The following is a 16,897-nucleotide window of genomic DNA, read 5'->3' as shown; positions in this document are numbered from 1 at the left end:
TTATTGGCGAATCAACATATACAGACGGAACAGGTAGATGAGCAATATGGCGGAGATCAGATTGCTCAACGTATTCGCGATAACGGCGCCAACGTTAGGGTCAAGCGCAGCAAAGCTGGAGGCAAACAGCAACAGTAGCGTTTTTGCCAGCAGCCAGCCCATCACAGCCGGGGCGACCAGTCGCATATTAGACCACGCCAGACGCATACTGTTGCGCATTGCGGCGAATACACCCATTTTATCCTGAACCAGCATAATCGGCGCAAGCGCCAGCAGGATAGCCAACAGGATGCCTGGTACCACGACCAGCATAATCCCGAGCTGTACCAGCAGGGTCGTCAGTAAAATCAGGATGAACAGACGCGGCAGGATCGGCGCACTGGCACCGATCGCGCGCAGGGCGCTGACGCGATGACCGGCTGAAATTAACTGAATCATTAGCAGAACGCCACCGGCCAGGACGGCATTACCAATCAGTCCTGAAAAGGTAGACGCTGCCGAGGCGCGCAACAGGATCTGCTGCTGCTCCGGCGTCATGTTTTGCACCAGTTCGAACAAGCCTACGCTTCCTTCAAGATGATCCCCTTCACTCAGTTGCGCAATCTGCGCATCGCTGGGTGAGAAGGCATGCCCTAATACCACCGTGATGAACGCGCACAGCAGCGAGATCAGCAGGATGGTTAAAAATTGATTACGGAAAAAATTCCCGGTGTCACGGTATACAGATTTCGCCGTGATAGACATGCACTCTCCTTGAGTTCTGCAGGTGTTGTTAAGCATGCAATTGTACCCTGGATAACTGCGCAGTGGCAGCATCAAGGGGTGTATGGAAAAGCATATCTTTGTAAAGCCAGAGTAATTTGCTCAACAAATCTACGGGGAGTCAGTTTTAACAAACGCAAAAAACGCAAGAAATGCATTCATCATGGAAATATTAAAAATTGATCTGATTCCAATAGTTGTATTTTCAATGCCACTTCTACTTTAATCTGGATCAACAAACATTGAATTTGATAGTCGAATGTGACCCTGGAGAGATCACTTATTACTCCAATGTAGGTATATTTGTAACGTATTTATAACCATAACGATGGAGCGGATATGAAAAAATTAACAGTGGCGGCGTTGGCAGTATGTACACTTCTCTCTGGCAGCGTTTACGCGCATGAAGCTGGCGAGTTCTTTATTCGTGCCGGTTCGGCGACGGTAAGACCGACGGAAGGTGCGGATGGAACGTTAGGCCATTTAGGCGGCTTTAATGTCAGTAACAACACGCAGTTAGGTTTGACATTCACTTATATGGCGACCGATAACATCGGTGTTGAACTGCTGGCGGCAACGCCATTCCGCCATAAAGTAGGCACGCAGGCAACCGGTGATATCGCCACCGTTCATCACCTGCCGCCAACCCTGATGGCGCAGTGGTATTTCGGTGATTCCAGCAGCAAACTGCGTCCTTATGTTGGCGCAGGCGTTAACTACACCACCTTTTTCGACACGAAATTCAATGATGATGGTCAGAATGCAGGGCTGTCCGATCTTAGTCTGAAAGACTCGTGGGGTGTGGCAGGGCAAGTCGGTCTGGATTATCTCATCAACCGCGACTGGCTGATCAACATGTCAGTGTGGTACATGGATATTGATACCGAAGCCAAATATAAATCTAACGGCGCCGTACTGCCGGAAGGTCGTTACAACGACAACATCCGCCTCGATCCGTGGGTATTTATGTTCTCTGCCGGTTACCGTTTCTGATTGGCCTAAAAAAGACCCCGTATTTACGGGGTCAACAGGGACATGACACACACGGTTTTATCGCTATATCTGCTTATGCTTTGTCCTTTGGTTCGCCATCACCCAGCTCAGCGCCGGTTAATGGGTCTGCGTTCGGATCGGACTGGGTCCTTTTCGCCATGGCTTTGACCATCGCCTGTTGCTCTTTGGTCAGTTTGACGGTCGCCAGGCCATCTCCGCCATCCACGGCAGGCTGCGGATCGGCAACATAATCGAAATAGTCATCGCTGTTCCAGCTTCCACGCGGATCGTCGCCTTGCGACATGTTGTAATACACATTCGTGTATTGCTCGACCGGTGGCAGTTTGCCCGGCGGAAAATTATTACGAATAGAGTAGAGCGCCTTTTCAAAGGAGAGCTGGTGTGCCGCTTCGCGCGTCATCAAAAATGCCAGTGCATCCTTAACACCGGGATCGTCCGTTACGTTGATCAGGCGTTCGTAGATGATTTTAGCGCGTGCTTCAGCCGCGATATTGGAGCGTAAATCGGCTGTCACTTCGCCAATCGTATCGATATACGCCGCAGTCCAGGGCACACCGGCGGAGTTAGTGAGGGCCGGACCGCCGCCATACAGCAGCGAGGTGATATGGCTGTCATTCCCATTTGCCGTTAAGGATCGGTACAGTTCTGCTTCATTTTCCGTCCCCTCAGCCAATGCGCCTTTGACCCCTTTATTCAGCATCCCGACAAGGGAGCCGATGATTTCAAGGTGACTCAGTTCTTCGGTCGCAATGTCCATCAGCATCTCTTTGCGTCCAGCATCATCATCACCCAGGCCCTGAGTGAAGTAACGACATGCCGCAGCCAGTTCGCCCTGTGGGCCGCCAAATTGCTCCAGCAAAAGATTCGCTAAACCAGGGTTAGGCTCGCTGACTCGCACCGTATATTGAAGTTGCTTAACGTGTCGAAACATTATGCCTCCTGATGTATTTGTTATTTTTTGGCTTCTACGCCGTCAGTTTCCGAGCGCAGTAAAAATTGTTCCGTCGTTTGCGGAATATGCTTAATCAGCCAGTCAGCCATTTGTTTCTCTTCATTGAGAATAGATTCAATAGCCGGAATTGAGGCGGTATCGCCTGCTTTTTGCGCCGCAGCAAGCAGGGAGGTATAGCAGGCAATTTCGAATTGTTCAAAAACATAACCGCTGATCGAACCTTTTACGATTTCATCAGATGGAAAAATACCACCAATGGATTGTCCCAGCGCCGCCATTTTACTCATGGAATCTTTAATGACAGAACGTGAGATATTATTGCGGTCGAGGATCTCTTCCAGAATCGTAATTTGATGTTTGGTTTCGCTAATATGTTGCTCAATTCTCGAGCGTAGATCAGGATAGTTATCGATACGACCCGCCATGGATTCCAGCATCGATTCGGCTTGTTTTTCCATAGCATGGGCGTCACGAAGCCAGTCATGATAATGTTCGATAGCATTCATTTGTAATGTCCTCTGGGAATGAATTAATTAAAAGCGGATATTTAATAACCAGGATAAAAATAATTCAGGATTTATTTTGCGCTTTCTTATTCACGTTGCCGATGGCTAAATCGGTCAGTTTAATATCGGTTGCTTTCTCTTCTTCCAGGGTTTCATTCAGCAGTTTCACTGCTTTGCGATAGCCCAGTTGCTCTGCGAGAGTGGCAAGGGTGCCGTAGCTGGCAATCTCATAGTGCTCAACTTTCTGTGCGGCGGCAATAAGCGCAGCGTCACGCACGTCGTTTTTCTCGGTGCTCTCAATGACCTCGTTGGCCTCTTCGATCAGACCTTCCATCGCCACACACTTCATGCGTTTTACTTTAATACCCGCTTCGGATTCAACGATCTGATCAATACGTTCATTTGCCCTTGGGTCTCTTCAAGGTGGGACTGAAATGCCTGACTTAATTTTTCACTGGAGGCAGCTCTGGCTAATTTCGATAGCGCCCGAGTCAATTGTTTTTCTGCGCTGTAGGTGTCTGAAAGCAGGTGGATAAAAACATCTTCAACAGTTTTAATATTCATCTCTATTCTCCTGGGATGATACTGCGAGTCGAAAGACTCGCAGCGTTCGTAAACGATAAATCTTAAAAATTATAAAAAAAAAGGATGTCTACGATTTGTCGGATTTATTTCCGCCACGGCTGTTTTGGCCGCCTTTTTTACCTGCTTCAGAAGCACGTTGCGGATCGTTTTTAAAATTTCCGCCGCTATGTTGGCCACCTTTACGGCCCGCTTCTGATGCTTTTTCACGATTCTCGGCGAAATTTCCAGAACCACCACGATGTTCGGCCATGTTATTTCTCCTGTTTCGTTGGTAAACATAAATGTTAATTTGTGACCGGTGTCGGTACCTTTCTAAAATTAGTCGCTATCCCGGGATAGTCAAATTGTTACGGATTTGTCACGAGGGGGAAATATAATGTGGTGCAGCCATCAGAAAATAATAATGTAGCCCTTTAGAAATGAGCGACTTAACGCCTTATAATTCACTATTCTATTAATAACTCATGGTATCATAATGTGTGGTTATATTAATACTGTTAATGTAATTGACGTAAATTTACATTTATGTGGATGGGTTGACATTGTAAATAATCATAAGACTGTCTCTTTAAGAATATTCCTGGTCGCAGATCTGTGCTACAACCCAGAGGACGCAGGCATCAAAACCGCTCTTTCAGCCTGATGACAGGCTAACGCTGAGTGTTTGCGCACCACGTAAAGCGGCGCAGGTAGACTAAAATTATTTGTAGCGGGGCGGTTCTACTCACAAGTCGTCTGACAGAAGGGCGAGATTCTCCCGTGAGACCTGTACTGCCTTCTTAAAATCGAATAACGTAGTGTTAACAGCGTGTTGATGCTCAGGGTGCCTTAGTGAAAATCGTGCAGGACAGTTTAAGAAACAGACAGGCACTTATTATTTCAGCGCTAACCACGCTGCTATTTACATCACTTTTTTTGTTTATTATTTATGAGCAGCGACTGGCAGCAGTCAATGAAGGAATGAACCGCCTGCAAAAGCGGATGCTTGATATCTTCAATGATAATGAAATGATCGCGGATGCGACCGGCGTGCGCTACCGGCAGATCAAAGCCGCCGATCAGTGTGGTGCCATGTCACTATTTCTCCCTCGTGGAAGGGTCTGGGGAATTAACGCCGACAGGAAACGCATTCACTCCGCATCGGGCGCGATGGTGGCGCGTGAACCGACGTTAAACGCACTGTGCATGTATACCGCCGCTGAGTTTATTCGCGGTAGGGTGAATGCGCTTAACCCCGGAAATTTCGATGCTCATCGCTACGTTATTGCCGAGGATGCGAGCTATTTTTACTGGTTTACGCCGACTGACACCAAAGCGTTTAATTATCGTACGTCGCAAATGGCGCAGAATATCTCCGACTTCTTTTTACCTCCCGTCGATTTTTATACCCGCCTGTTGGAAAAGAGTGTCAAAACGAAGGCCTTAAGCTCCACGGATTTTTATAACGATAAAATCACGGATGAGAAAGCCTTTAGCGTCGTGAGTTATATTTATGACCTCTCGCGTACTGAGATTTCCGACCATATCCTTGGCTATCTGGTTTACGATCATGCGAAGCCGGAACTTCAGGAGGCATTACGCGACGCCTTTGATGGACAGGTGCCGCATGGGCTGAACGTTTCGCTGGTGAATACTTTGAATCAGCAGTCGCTTTGTCTGTGGGGGGAATGTAAAAAGCGTCCGGAAATTGCCTTCAAAGTGCTCTCTGAGAAATATGTCATTCACTACGCTATCTCGCTCAGTGGGTTTGCGATGCATGACACCCAGGCGGGGTTGCTGATCCTGATGGCACCGTTCTTCTTTGTACTGATCATGATGGGGTTAAAATCCTGGCTAAATGAGAGCGATCTGAAAGTCTACATCGACTCGTTGACGGGCTGTTTCAACCGTAAAATTCTCGACATCATCAAGCGGCGGGATCTCTCTGACAGTTCGGTGGTGTTGGTTGATTGCAATAAATTCAAAGCAATTAACGACACCTGGGGACACGTTGCCGGGGACAGAGCGCTACAGATTATTGCCAACCGGATGTTGTCCAATACCCGCACCAGTGACGATCTGGTGATTCGCACCGGGGGAGATGAGTTCGTGATTGTGCTGTATAAGGCGAAAACGAGCGATGCGGTCGCCATCGCGGAACGTATCACCCAGCAAATCAATGAGTATCAGTTTCTCGTGAAGGAGACGCAGGTGCCGCTTTCCATCTCATGGGGCGTAGCCGAAGTGACTGAGGGCATTGATGATGCCATTCAGTATGCAGATGGCGAGATGTACAAAATGAAGCAGGCTAAATAATGGGACCGCCAGCGCGAGACTGGCGGTCTTTGGGTATTACTGACGGGTAGCGGCTTTTAATCTGCTGACGAATGATTTGAGTTCTGCGAGCATCTGATCAGGCTGCTCGACATTTTTCTCAACGATTTTGACGATCGCGGAACCGGAGATCGCGCCAGCGGCGCCGGCGTCAATGGCGGCAGACACCTGCTCCGGTGCGGAAATACCAAAGCCCTGTAAAGCAGGCGCGGCGTTGTACTCTTTCAGTTTCTCTACCAGATGATGCAAAGGCAGCGCAGCGCGGTTTTCTGCGCCCGTCACCCCTGCGCGAGACAGCAGATAAGTATAACCCCGGCCATAAGAGGCGATCTGGCGCAGCAGGTCATCATCGGCATTGGGCGGGCAGATGAAAATCGGCGCAACGTTGTGGCGCAGCGCCGCCTGACGGAATGGCGCGGACTCTTCCACCGGCACGTCGGCGACCAGAACCGAATCCACGCCGACCTCGGCACATTTGGCATAAAACGCGTCAATACCTTTGCTGAATACCAGATTCGCGTACATCAACAGACCAATGGGAATGGTCGGATGTTTTTCGCGAATGGCGGCCAGCATCTCAAAACAACGGGTCGGCGTGACGCCAGCGGCAAACGCGCGCAGCGTGGCGCTCTGAATGGTCGGGCCATCAGCGAGCGGATCGGAGAAAGGGATCCCTAACTCCAGCGCATCTGCACCTGCCTCAATCAGGGCATCGATAATCTTCAGCGACTGTTCAACGCCAGGGTCGCCGAGGGTCACGAAGGGAACAAAGGCACCTTCCTTGCGATCGTTTAGTTGTGCAAACAAACTTTCATAGCGTTCCATCAGATTTCCCCTCGCGCTTTCAGAATATCGTGTACGGTGAAAATGTCTTTGTCCCCACGACCGGAAAGGTTAACCACCAGCAGTTGCGCTTTCTCCGGATTCTCACGCATCATTTTCAGCGCGTGGGCCAGGGCGTGTGACGACTCGAGCGCCGGGATAATGCCCTCGTGCAGACAGAGCGTTTTAAAGGCGTCCAGCGCTTCATCATCGGTGATCGACACGTAGTCGGCACGACCAATGCTGTTCAGGTACGCATGCTGTGGGCCGACGGACGGGAAATCCAGACCTGCAGAGACGGAGTAGGACTCCTCGATCTGTCCCTCATCGGTCTGCATCATTGGCGCTTTCATACCAAAATAGATCCCGACGCGACCGTGCTTCAACGGCGCACCGTGTTCACCGGTTTCAATCCCGTGACCACCCGGTTCTACACCAATCAGCCCAACGTTTGGCTCATTAATAAAATCGGCAAACATCCCGATGGCGTTGGAACCGCCGCCCACGCAGGCGATCACCGCGTCCGGCAGGCGACCCTCTTTTTCGAGGATCTGCGCTTTGGTTTCTTCACCGATCATGCGCTGGAATTCACGCACGATGGTCGGGAACGGGTGCGGGCCAGCAGCGGTGCCGAGCATGTAGTGCGCGGTGTCGTAGCTACCAGACCAGTCACGCAGCGCCTCGTTACAGGCGTCTTTCAGCGTGGCTGAACCGCTGTGAACCGGAATCACTTCCGCACCCATCAGACGCATACGGAAGACGTTTGGTGACTGGCGCTCAACGTCTTTTGCCCCCATGTAGATACGGCATTTCAGGCCGAGCAGGGCGCTGGCGAGCGCCGAAGCTACCCCGTGCTGGCCCGCGCCCGTTTCCGCAATAATCTCGGTTTTACCCATGCGTTTTGCCAGCAATGCCTGACCTAACACCTGGTTGGTTTTATGCGCGCCGCCGTGCAGCAGATCTTCACGTTTCAGGTACAGCGTGGTATTGGTCCCGGCGGTGATGTTCTGACATTTGGTCAACGCGGTGGGACGCCCTGCGTAGTTTTTCAACAGGTCGGTAAACTGGGCCTGAAACTCGGGATCTTTTTGCGCACTGACAAACGCGTCTTCCAGTTGACGCAGAGCAGGCATCAGAATCTGCGGCACATACATGCCACCGAATTCACCAAAATAGGGATTGAGTAATGTTGTCATGTCCTTTTCCTTAATATGCGCGCAGTGTCTGAAATACCGAGGCCAGAAGGCGTGCATCTTTGATGCCCGGCTGTGACTCTACACCTGAATTAAAATCGAGACCGGCACAGCCAGTCTTAGCAGCCTCAACGCAGTTATCCGCGCCAAGACCGCCTGCCAGCAATACGTTATCCAGCGATTGTCCTTGCAGTAACGACCAGTCAAAACGCTGACCGCTGCCGCCCTGGCCGTTATCCAGCACGTATTTGTCGACATGCTGATAATCGCGGGCCGGGAGAGTGTCACCGACGCTCAGCGCTTTCCAGATCTGTACGTTTTCAGGCAGCGCGGCGCGTAGCGCATCAACATACGCCTGATCTTCGCGGCCATGCAGCTGTACGGCTGTCAGTGAAAGCTGTACAGCTTTTTCACAGACGTCGGCGATGTCGTGATTGCGGAATACGCCAACATACTGTAGCGGGGCGGCGGACTGCACTTCGCGGGCCTGTTCAATATTGACAAAACGAGGTGATGAAGGAACAAAAATCAGTCCACCATAGATCGCGCCAGACTCGCAGGCGGCTTTGGCATCTTCTGGACGCGTCAGGCCACAGACCTTATTCTCGCCCAGCAGAACACGGCGTACGGCGGCGTTAAGATCGTCATGCGCCATGAGTGCGGAACCAATCAGGAAACCATTAGCAAAATGGCTCAACTCGCGAACCTGAGCGTAGGTGTTGATCCCCGATTCGCTAATCACCGTCACACCCTGGCCCAGTTTCGGCGCCAGTTGGCGCGTCCGATTTAAGTCAATCGACAGGTCGCGCAGGTCGCGGTTGTTAATCCCGACCACTTTCGCGCCAAGCGCAATGGCGCGCTCCAGTTCGTCTTCATTACTGACTTCTGTCAGCACGCCCATTTTGAGACTGTGTGCCACGGCAGAAAGCTGGCGATACTGCTCGTCGTCGAGGACCGAAAGCATCAGCAGACAGGCGTCGGCCTGATAGTGGCGCGCAAGGTAAATCTGGTAAGGGTCGATAATAAAGTCCTTACACAAAATCGGCTGCGGCGCGATGCGGCTCACGATCGGCAGGAAATCAAAACTGCCCTGGAAGTACTTCTCATCCGTCAGAACGGAAATGGCGGAGGCGTAATGTTTATACACCCCGGCAATCCGCGCCGGATCGAAATCATCGCGGATCACGCCTTTAGACGGGGAGGCTTTCTTACACTCCAGAATAAAAGCCGTACGCGCGCCCTGTAAGGCGTCATAAAAGTGACGCGAGCTGGGCTGGACATCGTTTTGAAAACTGGCCAACGGTTGTTGCTGTTTGCGGGCTTCCACCCAAATCGCCTTGTCTGCGACGATTTTCGCTAAAACGGTTTGCATCATTTACCCTCTTGCCGCCAGAGCGGTGACTCGGTCATAAGCGGAACCACTGTGCAAGACCTCGAGAACGGTTTGCGCATTAGCCTTGAGATCTTCTTCACCATGCAGTCGCATTAACATTGCGACGTTTGCGGCAACGGCTGCCTCATGGGCGGCGTCACCTTTACCTTGTAGTAAGCGTGTCAGAATGTCACGGTTTTCTTCCGGCGTACCGCCTGCCAGTTGTTCCTGGTGGTAAGGGGTCAGGCCAAAGTCATCTGCCGTCAGCTGATAGCTTTTGATCTCGCCGTCATGTAGCTCCGCCACAATGGTCGGCGCATGCAGAGAGACTTCATCCATTCCGCCGCTGTGTACGACCGCGGCACGCTGGTAACCCAGCACGCGCAGGGTTTCGGCAATCGGCAAAACCAGTTCAGGGCTATAAACGCCAATCAGCGCCAGCGGCGGATGCGCCGGGTTAATCAGCGGCCCCAGTACGTTGAACAGCGTACGGGTCTTCAACTGCTGGCGTACCGGCATCGCATGACGGAAACCGGTGTGATATTTCGGGGCAAACAGGAAGCAAACGCCCAGTTCGTCCAGCGCCTGACGCGATCGGTCGGCATTCATATCGAGATTGATACCGAAGGCGGCCAGCAGGTCTGATGAGCCGGATTTACTGGAAACGCTGCGGTTGCCGTGTTTTGCCACCTTCAGGCCGCATGCCGCCGCGACAAATGCACTGGCGGTAGAAATATTAATGCTGTTACTGCCGTCGCCGCCGGTGCCAACGATATCGGCGAACAGATAATCAGGGCGGGGGAACGGCGCAGCGTTTTCCAGTAAGGCGGTTGCCGCACCGGCAATCTCATTCGGATGCTCGCCGCGAATCTTCATGCTGACCAGCGCGGCAGCCAGCTGTTCCGGTTTCAGTTCACCGCGTACCACGGCGGAGAACAACTGGTGGCTTTCCTGCTGGCTCAGGGTCTGTGCCTGATACAGTCTTTCGAGGATCGGCTGCAAGGTATTGGTCGGCTCCAGCTTCTGCTGCGCCCAGGCCAGCGTCTGCTCAAGCAGACGTGCACCCTGGGTGGTCAGAATGGATTCCGGGTGGAACTGTAAGCCGCACACGCGATCGGCATCATGACGAACCGCCATCACCATGCCGTTAAAATGGGCGTTGATGGTCAGGCCGGCGGGGATATTGCTACCGATCAGAGAGTGATAGCGGGCAACCGGCAGCGGATTCGTCAGACCGGCAAACATAGCCTGTCCATCGTGTTCAATGCTGGATGCCTTACCGTGCAGGATCTCGCCGGCCTGTCCGACGTAGCCGCCGTAGGCTTCGACAATCGCCTGATGGCCCAGGCAGATACCGATAATTGGCAGCTTGCCGCGCAGACGGGTCAGCAGTTCCGGCATGCAACCTGCTTCACTGGGTACGCCAGGGCCTGGAGACAGCACCAGCACCGGGTTCTTCATGGTGGCCAGACGCTCAATCAGAGTCTGAGCCGGAATATGGTTACGGTAAATCACCACGTTATGACCGTTGGTACGCAGCTGATCTGCCAGGTTATAGGTGAATGAGTCGATGTTGTCGAGCAGCAGAATGTCAGCCATCAGAAAGTCTCCTGTGCGTGGTGCGCGGTGGCAATGGCACGCAGGACCGCGCGCGCTTTGTTACGGGTTTCGTCGGCTTCTGACTGGGGAACAGAATCGAGCACAATACCGGCGCCCGCCTGGACGGTGGCGATACCGTCTTCCACCAGCGCGGAGCGAATCACAATGCAGGTATCCAGATCGCCGTGCGCGGTGAAGTAACCGACTGCACCGCCGTAGCTGCCGCGTCGACGGCCCTCGGCTTCGGCAATCAACTGCATTGCCCGCACTTTCGGTGCCCCGCTCAGCGTGCCCATGTTCATGCAGGCGCGGTAGGCGTGCAGGACATCGAGATCGTGGCGTAATTCGCCGACGACGCGAGAGACCAGGTGCATAACGTGAGAATAACGGTCAACTTTCGTCAGGTCTGCCACGTACCGACTGCCTGGCGTACAGATTCGGGCGAGATCGTTACGCGCCAGGTCAACCAGCATCAGATGCTCGGAAAGCTCTTTATGGTCGGTGCGCATCTCCAGTTCAATGCGGCTGTCGAGGTCGCGATCTAACGTTCCGTCGGCGTGACGACCACGAGGACGCGTACCGGCAATCGGGTAAATTTCAATCTGGCGGCTGGTGGCATCGTATTTCAGTGAACTTTCCGGCGACGCACCAAACAAGGTGAAATCGTTGTCCTGCATAAAGAACATGTACGGGCTGGGGTTGCTCTTCTTCAGCACGTAATAGGCCGCCAGCGGCGACGGGCAGGGCAGTGAGAAGCGGCGGGACGGGACCACCTGAAAAATTTCCCCGGCGCGGATCGCTTTCTGCATTGAGCGAACCACCGCGCCAAATTCTTCATCGCTCTGATTACATTCACAGCGCATTTGTGGCACGGAAACGACCGGTAACGGCGGCGCAGGTTCGGTCAACTGCTGGCTCAGACGTGCCAGACGTGCGGTGAGTCGCTGTTTTTCCGCCTCATTGTCGCTGAACAGGCTGGCCTGAATGCGGGAGCTTTGTTTCTGGTGGTCGATCACCACAAGCGTTTCCGCCAGATAGAAACAGTAATCCGGGCAGCGGTTGCCAGCCTCAAGCTGCGGTAAATCTTCAAAACCGGCAACCAGATCGTACGCAAACAGACCGCCAAAGAACATCGCTTCGCGCTCTTGCGCCGGGACGTTCACCAGTCCCTGCAGCAGGCGGAAGGCGTCAAAGACCGAGAGTGCGCACAGGCGTGCATCTTCGTCTAATAATGGGCTGACTGGCGGGAAACGCAGCACGCGACCTGCGTCCTGGCGTTCATTTTCAACGCCTGCGGGCAGGGCGGCATCGAGCAATGTCAACAGTGCGGCGCCATTGTCAGTTAAGGCCTGAATGGTGACAGTGTCACCGGTAGCGGTGATGCGTAGTGCGCTATCCACCAGTAACAGGCTTTTAAGGTCGTCTTTGCTGTCGATATCCGCAGATTCCAGCAGCAGCGTTGCCGGACGATTGCCGCAAACCTGGTGGAACAATTCCGTCGGGTTTTTGCGATAGGCGGCATCGCAGGTAATGAGTTCAAGTGTCGGTTTTGATGTCTGCATGGTTATTCTCATTAATTTTGTTCAAAAAAAAGCCCGCGCTGTTGGCGGGCCGGGTATCTGGTGGCGATCTACACGCGAAATACACTGCCCGAAATCAGGAAGTGCGCCACCCACCGTGCAGAACAAACGTTGCTTTCATTTCGATACCCTTTTGCTTGTGAACTTTCGTACTAGTTAACTAGTTCGATGGGTTATTGTCAACACCTGATTTCAGTAAATTTGCCGGAACCGTTATGATGCGCAGGAAAGACTATTTTTGAGAGACGGGAGTTCGCCTTGAGCGACACGAATTATGCAGTGATTTATGACCTGCACAGTCACACCACGGCATCCGATGGACGGCTGACGCCAGAAGCACTAGTCCACCGCGCCGTCGAGATGCGTGTAGGCACGCTGGCGATTACCGACCATGACACCACAGCCGCGATCCCCGCGGCAAGCGAAGAAATTTCACTTTCTGGCCTTGCGCTAAATTTGATCCCTGGCGTTGAGATCTCCACGGTCTGGGAAAACCACGAAATCCATATTGTGGGTCTGAATATTGATATTGAAAATCCGGCGATGTGCGCGTTTCTGGCGCAACAGACGGAACGCCGACAGCAGCGGGCGCGGCTCATCGCTGACCGCCTGGAAAAAGCGCACATCACCGGCGCATGGGAAGGGGCATTGCGCCTGGCCGATGGCGGCGCGGTGACCCGTGGCCATTTCGCCCGTTATCTGGTGGAGTGTGGTAAAGCGACCACCATGGCGGATGTGTTTAAAAAGTATCTCGCGCGCGGGAAAACAGGATACGTTCCGCCACAGTGGTGTACAATAGAACAAGCTATTGATGTCATTCATCATTCTGGCGGTAAGGCGGTACTGGCCCATCCTGGGCGGTATGATCTTAGCGCTAAGTGGCTGAAAAGGCTGGTGGCGTATTTTGCGCAACATCGTGGTGATGCGATGGAAGTCGCGCAGTGCCAACAGTCCCCGAATGAGCGCACGCAACTGGCTACGCTCGCCCGCCAGCATCAGCTATGGGCATCGCAAGGTTCTGATTTTCATCAACCTTGCCCGTGGATCGAGTTGGGTCGCAAGCTCTGGCTGCCGGCAGGCGTTGAAGGCGTCTGGCAGACGTGGGAGCAGCCACAGAACACCACAGTGAGGGAAGTATGAGCCAGTTTTTTTATATTCATCCTGATAACCCACAGCAGCGCCTGATCAACCAGGCGGTTGAGATTGTGCGTAAGGGCGGGGTGATTGTGTATCCAACCGACTCCGGCTACGCGCTCGGTTGTAAAATTGAAGACAAAGGCGCGATGGAACGGATTTGCCGTATTCGCCAGTTGCCGGATGGACATAACTTCACCCTGATGTGTCGCGATCTGTCCGAACTGTCGACCTATTCGTTTGTCGACAACGTGGCTTTTCGCCTGATCAAGAACAATACGCCGGGTAACTACACCTTCATCCTTAAGGGGACGAAAGAGGTACCGCGTCGGTTGTTGCAGGAAAAACGTAAGACCATTGGTCTGCGCGTGCCGTCGAACCCGATCGCGCTCGAACTGTTGCAGACGCTGGGCGAGCCGATGCTCTCTACCTCGCTGATGCTGCCAGGCAGTGATTTTACCGAGTCCGATCCGGAAGAAATTAAAGATCGACTGGAAAAGCAGGTGGACCTGATTATTCATGGCGGTTATCTGGGCCAGCAACCCACAACGGTGATTGATTTAACCGATGATTCTCCGGTTGTCTTGCGTGAAGGCGTCGGCGACGTTAAACCTTTCTTATAAGGACGCAACTCTGTATACTACGCGGCCTTAAAATGGCGCTGAAAAGCGCCGTTGATTCTCCTGTTCGACGCCTGTGAAGGCGACAGCTAAAGGAAGCTCTATGAGCGAAAAGTTACAGAAAGTGCTGGCGCGCGCTGGCCACGGCTCCCGCCGTGAAATTGAATCCATCATTGCAGCAGGTCGCGTCAGTGTAGACGGCAAAATTGCCACGCTGGGCGATCGCGTTGAAGTGACTCCCGGCCTGAAAATTCGTATCGACGGTCACCTGATTTCGGTGAAAGAGTCGGCGGAACAAATTTGTCGCGTTCTGGCCTATTACAAGCCGGAAGGTGAACTGTGCACGCGTAACGACCCGGAAGGTCGTCCTACGGTGTTTGATCGCTTACCGAAACTGCGCGGTGCTCGCTGGATTGCGGTAGGGCGTCTGGACGTTAATACCTGCGGTCTGCTGCTGTTCACTACCGATGGTGAACTGGCAAACCGCCTGATGCATCCGAGCCGTGAAGTTGAACGTGAATACGCGGTGCGCGTCTTTGGCCAGGTTGACGATGCTAAACTGCGCGATCTGAGCCGTGGCGTGCAGCTGGAAGACGGTCCGGCGGCGTTCAAGACCATCAAGTTCAGCGGTGGTGAAGGGATCAACCAGTGGTACAACGTCACCCTGACCGAAGGGCGCAACCGTGAAGTGCGTCGGCTGTGGGAAGCCGTTGGCGTGCAGGTAAGTCGTCTGATTCGCGTACGCTACGGTGATATTCCGCTGCCGAAAGGTCTGCCGCGCGGCGGCTGGACGGAACTGGATCTCGCCCAGACCAACTATCTGCGTGAGCTGGTGGAACTGGAGCCGGAAACCACCTCGAAAGTGGCGGTAGAGAAAGATCGTCGCCGCATGAAGGCAAATCAGATTCGCCGTGCCGTGAAGCGTCACAGCCAGGTGAGCGGCGGTCGCCGTGCAGGCGGTCGTAATAACAACGGTTAATCCGCTATCCCGTAATTGCTAAAAGGCCCCGAGGGGCCTTTTTTAATAATCAATCCCCATCTGGGCTTTGACCCCTGCCTCAAAGGCATGTTTGACCGGTCGCAGTTCACTGACGGTATCGGCCAGTTCGAGAATATCCCGATGGCAGCCGCGACCGGTGATGATCACCGTCTGGTGAGACGGGCGCGCATTCAGCGCGTTAATCACCTCTTCAAGCGGCAGATAGTCGTATGCCACCATATAAGTCAGTTCGTCCAGCACCACCATATCCAGTTGCGGATCGGCAAGCATGCGTTTGCCGTGATCCCATACAGCCAGACAGGCTGCGGTGTCAGCTTCGCGGTTTTGCGTCTCCCAGGTAAACCCGGTCGCCATCACCTGAAATTCAACGCCGTGCGGCTCCAGCAGGTTACGCTCGCCGTTGGGCCAGGTCCCCTTGATAAACTGCACCACGCCGACCTTTTTACCGTGTCCCACTGCGCGAGTGGCGGTGCCGAAGGCGGCGGTGGTTTTTCCTTTCCCGTTGCCGGTGAAGACAATCACGATGCCGCGTTCGTCCTGGGCCTGGGCTACCCGGGCGTCAACCCGGTCCTTCACGCGCTGCTGGCGTTGTTGATAGCGTTCTTCACTCATTGGGCGATTCCTGGTTTGCGGCCCGGTTGGGCGTCGAAGGTCATGCCGGTCTTGCGGCGGCTGTCGTCGCCCATTAGCCACAGGTACAGCGGCATAATATCGGCGGGTGTTTTGAGTTTTTGCGGATCTTCCGTTGGAAAGGCGTTGGCGCGCATCCCGGTACGGGTGCCGCCCGGATTGATGCAATTTACGCGCAGCGGACGGTTTTGGTACTCATCTGCCAGCACCTGCATCATGCCTTCGGTAGCAAATTTAGAGGCCGCGTAGGCGCCCCAGTTAGCACGACCCTGCTGGCCCACGCTGGAGGAGGTGAAGACTAACGATCCGGAATCTGACTTAAGTAATAAAGGAAGCAATGCCTGGGTCAGCATAAACGTTGCATTGACATTGACCTGCATAACCTGTTGCCAGACCTGCGGGTCCTGCTCGATCATCGGACAGACGTCACCCAGTAAACCGGCATTGTGTAAGACGCCGTCCAGTCGCGGATACTGTCCGCCGATGCGCTGCGCCAGTTGATGACAGTCATCAGCGGTGCAGGTTAACAGATCGAGTGTAAACCACTGCGGCTGGCGGTCCGTTTGCTGGGTAATGCTGTCGGCGACGTGGCGCAATTTCTCATCATTACGGCCGAGCAAAATGACGTTGGCGCCATAGCGAGCGTAGGTCAGGGCCGCTTCACGGCCAATGCCGTCGCTGGCGCCGGTCACCAGAATAATGCGATCCTGCAGAAGGTCTTGTTTCGGTTGATAATGCATGGGGACTCCTCGGCGACATGCCTGGTCGCTCTGCTTCTCGTTGGTGTGTCGGGTTTATGCCTGAAACAGGACTCA

The 16,897-nt window shown here is 53.5% G+C and carries 16 protein-coding genes, 2 pseudogenes and 1 other annotated feature; of the genes and pseudogenes, 5 read left to right on the top strand and 13 right to left on the bottom strand.

The genetic code is table 11. The features are described from left to right. Together HVX64_RS12835 and HVX64_RS12830 are read right to left on the bottom strand one after the other, a co-directional pair. Positions 1-744, bottom strand: coding sequence for a YciC family protein (locus tag HVX64_RS12835; RefSeq protein WP_044257714.1), 744 nt, complete (start codon positions 742-744; stop codon positions 1-3). A gap of 28 nt (positions 745-772) precedes the next feature. Continuing rightward, positions 773-850, bottom strand: a pseudogene (locus tag HVX64_RS12830) (YkgJ family cysteine cluster protein); the annotation flags it as partial. 251 nt (positions 851-1,101) lie between these two features. Here HVX64_RS12830 and ompW point away from each other — a divergent pair. After that, the gene (gene ompW / locus HVX64_RS12825; protein WP_043000519.1) at positions 1,102-1,755 is read left to right on the top strand and encodes an outer membrane protein OmpW; all 654 of its coding nucleotides are present in this window, start codon (positions 1,102-1,104) and stop codon (positions 1,753-1,755) included. Between the two features lie 73 nt (positions 1,756-1,828). Here ompW and HVX64_RS12820 read toward each other — a convergent pair whose 3' ends face one another. The 4 genes and pseudogenes from HVX64_RS12820 to HVX64_RS12805 form a co-directional block, all read right to left on the bottom strand. Beyond that, entirely contained in the window at positions 1,829-2,707 is an 879-nt protein-coding gene (locus tag HVX64_RS12820; RefSeq protein ID WP_044257716.1) for a manganese catalase family protein, read from the bottom strand. Between the two features lie 20 nt (positions 2,708-2,727). Further along, positions 2,728-3,234 (bottom strand): ferritin-like domain-containing protein, encoded by a 507-nt coding sequence (locus HVX64_RS12815; RefSeq protein WP_043000521.1) that lies wholly within the window; start codon positions 3,232-3,234, stop codon positions 2,728-2,730. Between the two features lie 64 nt (positions 3,235-3,298). After that, positions 3,299-3,798, bottom strand: a pseudogene (locus HVX64_RS12810) (ferritin-like domain-containing protein). An 88-nt stretch (positions 3,799-3,886) separates the two neighbouring features. Further along, positions 3,887-4,069: a general stress protein gene (locus HVX64_RS12805; protein WP_044257720.1), complete on the bottom strand. Its 183-nt coding sequence runs from the start codon at positions 4,067-4,069 to the stop codon at positions 3,887-3,889. Positions 4,070-4,650: 581 nt separating this feature from the next. On the opposite strand from HVX64_RS12805, the gene HVX64_RS12800 reads away from it, so the two are divergent. Further along, complete coding sequence (locus tag HVX64_RS12800) at positions 4,651-6,114, top strand: GGDEF domain-containing protein (protein ID WP_181825028.1); 1,464 nt, start codon at positions 4,651-4,653, stop codon at positions 6,112-6,114. 36 nt (positions 6,115-6,150) lie between these two features. On the opposite strand, the gene trpA is transcribed toward HVX64_RS12800, so the two are convergent. From trpA to HVX64_RS12775, 5 genes are read right to left on the bottom strand one after another with little or no spacing between them, the layout of a single operon-like run. After that, entirely contained in the window at positions 6,151-6,957 is an 807-nt protein-coding gene (trpA, locus tag HVX64_RS12795; RefSeq protein ID WP_043000525.1) for a tryptophan synthase subunit alpha, read from the bottom strand. After that, positions 6,957-8,150, bottom strand: a complete 1,194-nt coding sequence (gene trpB, locus HVX64_RS12790; protein WP_044257721.1) for a tryptophan synthase subunit beta — start codon at positions 8,148-8,150, stop codon at positions 6,957-6,959. The genes trpA and trpB overlap by 1 nt, the downstream gene beginning before the upstream one ends. Positions 8,151-8,160: 10 nt before the next feature. Beyond that, positions 8,161-9,519 (bottom strand): bifunctional indole-3-glycerol-phosphate synthase TrpC/phosphoribosylanthranilate isomerase TrpF, encoded by a 1,359-nt coding sequence (trpCF, locus tag HVX64_RS12785; protein ID WP_044257825.1) that lies wholly within the window; start codon positions 9,517-9,519, stop codon positions 8,161-8,163. Between the two features lie 3 nt (positions 9,520-9,522). Further along, positions 9,523-11,118: a bifunctional anthranilate synthase glutamate amidotransferase component TrpG/anthranilate phosphoribosyltransferase TrpD gene (trpD, locus tag HVX64_RS12780; protein ID WP_044257722.1), complete on the bottom strand. Its 1,596-nt coding sequence runs from the start codon at positions 11,116-11,118 to the stop codon at positions 9,523-9,525. Then, positions 11,118-12,680 carry an anthranilate synthase component 1 gene (locus HVX64_RS12775; RefSeq protein WP_043000528.1) on the bottom strand — a complete coding sequence of 521 codons (1,563 nt, stop codon included), beginning with the start codon at positions 12,678-12,680 and terminating at the stop codon, positions 11,118-11,120. Before HVX64_RS12775 ends, trpD begins: the two co-directional genes overlap by 1 nt. 23 nt (positions 12,681-12,703) lie before the next feature. Beyond that, positions 12,704-12,798, bottom strand: a sequence feature (Trp leader region). Between the two features lie 158 nt (positions 12,799-12,956). Between HVX64_RS12775 and rnm the strand changes: the two genes are divergently transcribed. The 3 genes from rnm (at position 12,957) to rluB (ending at position 15,431) form a co-directional block, all read left to right on the top strand. Beyond that, positions 12,957-13,838: an RNase AM gene (gene rnm / locus HVX64_RS12770; RefSeq protein WP_181825027.1), complete on the top strand. Its 882-nt coding sequence runs from the start codon at positions 12,957-12,959 to the stop codon at positions 13,836-13,838. Beyond that, positions 13,835-14,455 carry an L-threonylcarbamoyladenylate synthase gene (locus HVX64_RS12765; RefSeq protein ID WP_043000530.1) on the top strand — a complete coding sequence of 207 codons (621 nt, stop codon included), beginning with the start codon at positions 13,835-13,837 and terminating at the stop codon, positions 14,453-14,455. Before rnm ends, HVX64_RS12765 begins: the two co-directional genes overlap by 4 nt. A 100-nt stretch (positions 14,456-14,555) precedes the next feature. Continuing rightward, positions 14,556-15,431: a 23S rRNA pseudouridine(2605) synthase RluB gene (gene rluB / locus HVX64_RS12760; RefSeq protein ID WP_043000531.1), complete on the top strand. Its 876-nt coding sequence runs from the start codon at positions 14,556-14,558 to the stop codon at positions 15,429-15,431. 42 nt (positions 15,432-15,473) lie between these two features. Here rluB and cobO read toward each other — a convergent pair whose 3' ends face one another. Both cobO and HVX64_RS12750 read right to left on the bottom strand, forming a co-directional pair. Then, complete coding sequence (cobO, locus tag HVX64_RS12755; RefSeq protein WP_044257724.1) at positions 15,474-16,064, bottom strand: cob(I)yrinic acid a,c-diamide adenosyltransferase; 591 nt, start codon at positions 16,062-16,064, stop codon at positions 15,474-15,476. Then, positions 16,061-16,822, bottom strand: a complete 762-nt coding sequence (locus HVX64_RS12750) for a YciK family oxidoreductase (protein WP_044267179.1) — start codon at positions 16,820-16,822, stop codon at positions 16,061-16,063. Before HVX64_RS12750 ends, cobO begins: the two co-directional genes overlap by 4 nt. Between the last annotated feature and the right edge of the window lie 75 nt (positions 16,823-16,897).

The organism is Citrobacter sp. RHB20-C16 (assembly GCF_013890155.1).
Lineage (GTDB): Bacteria > Pseudomonadota > Gammaproteobacteria > Enterobacterales > Enterobacteriaceae > Citrobacter_A > Citrobacter_A amalonaticus.
The sequence above is the reverse complement of the archived record's forward strand: the minus strand, read 5'-3'. Positions and strand labels throughout refer to the sequence as shown.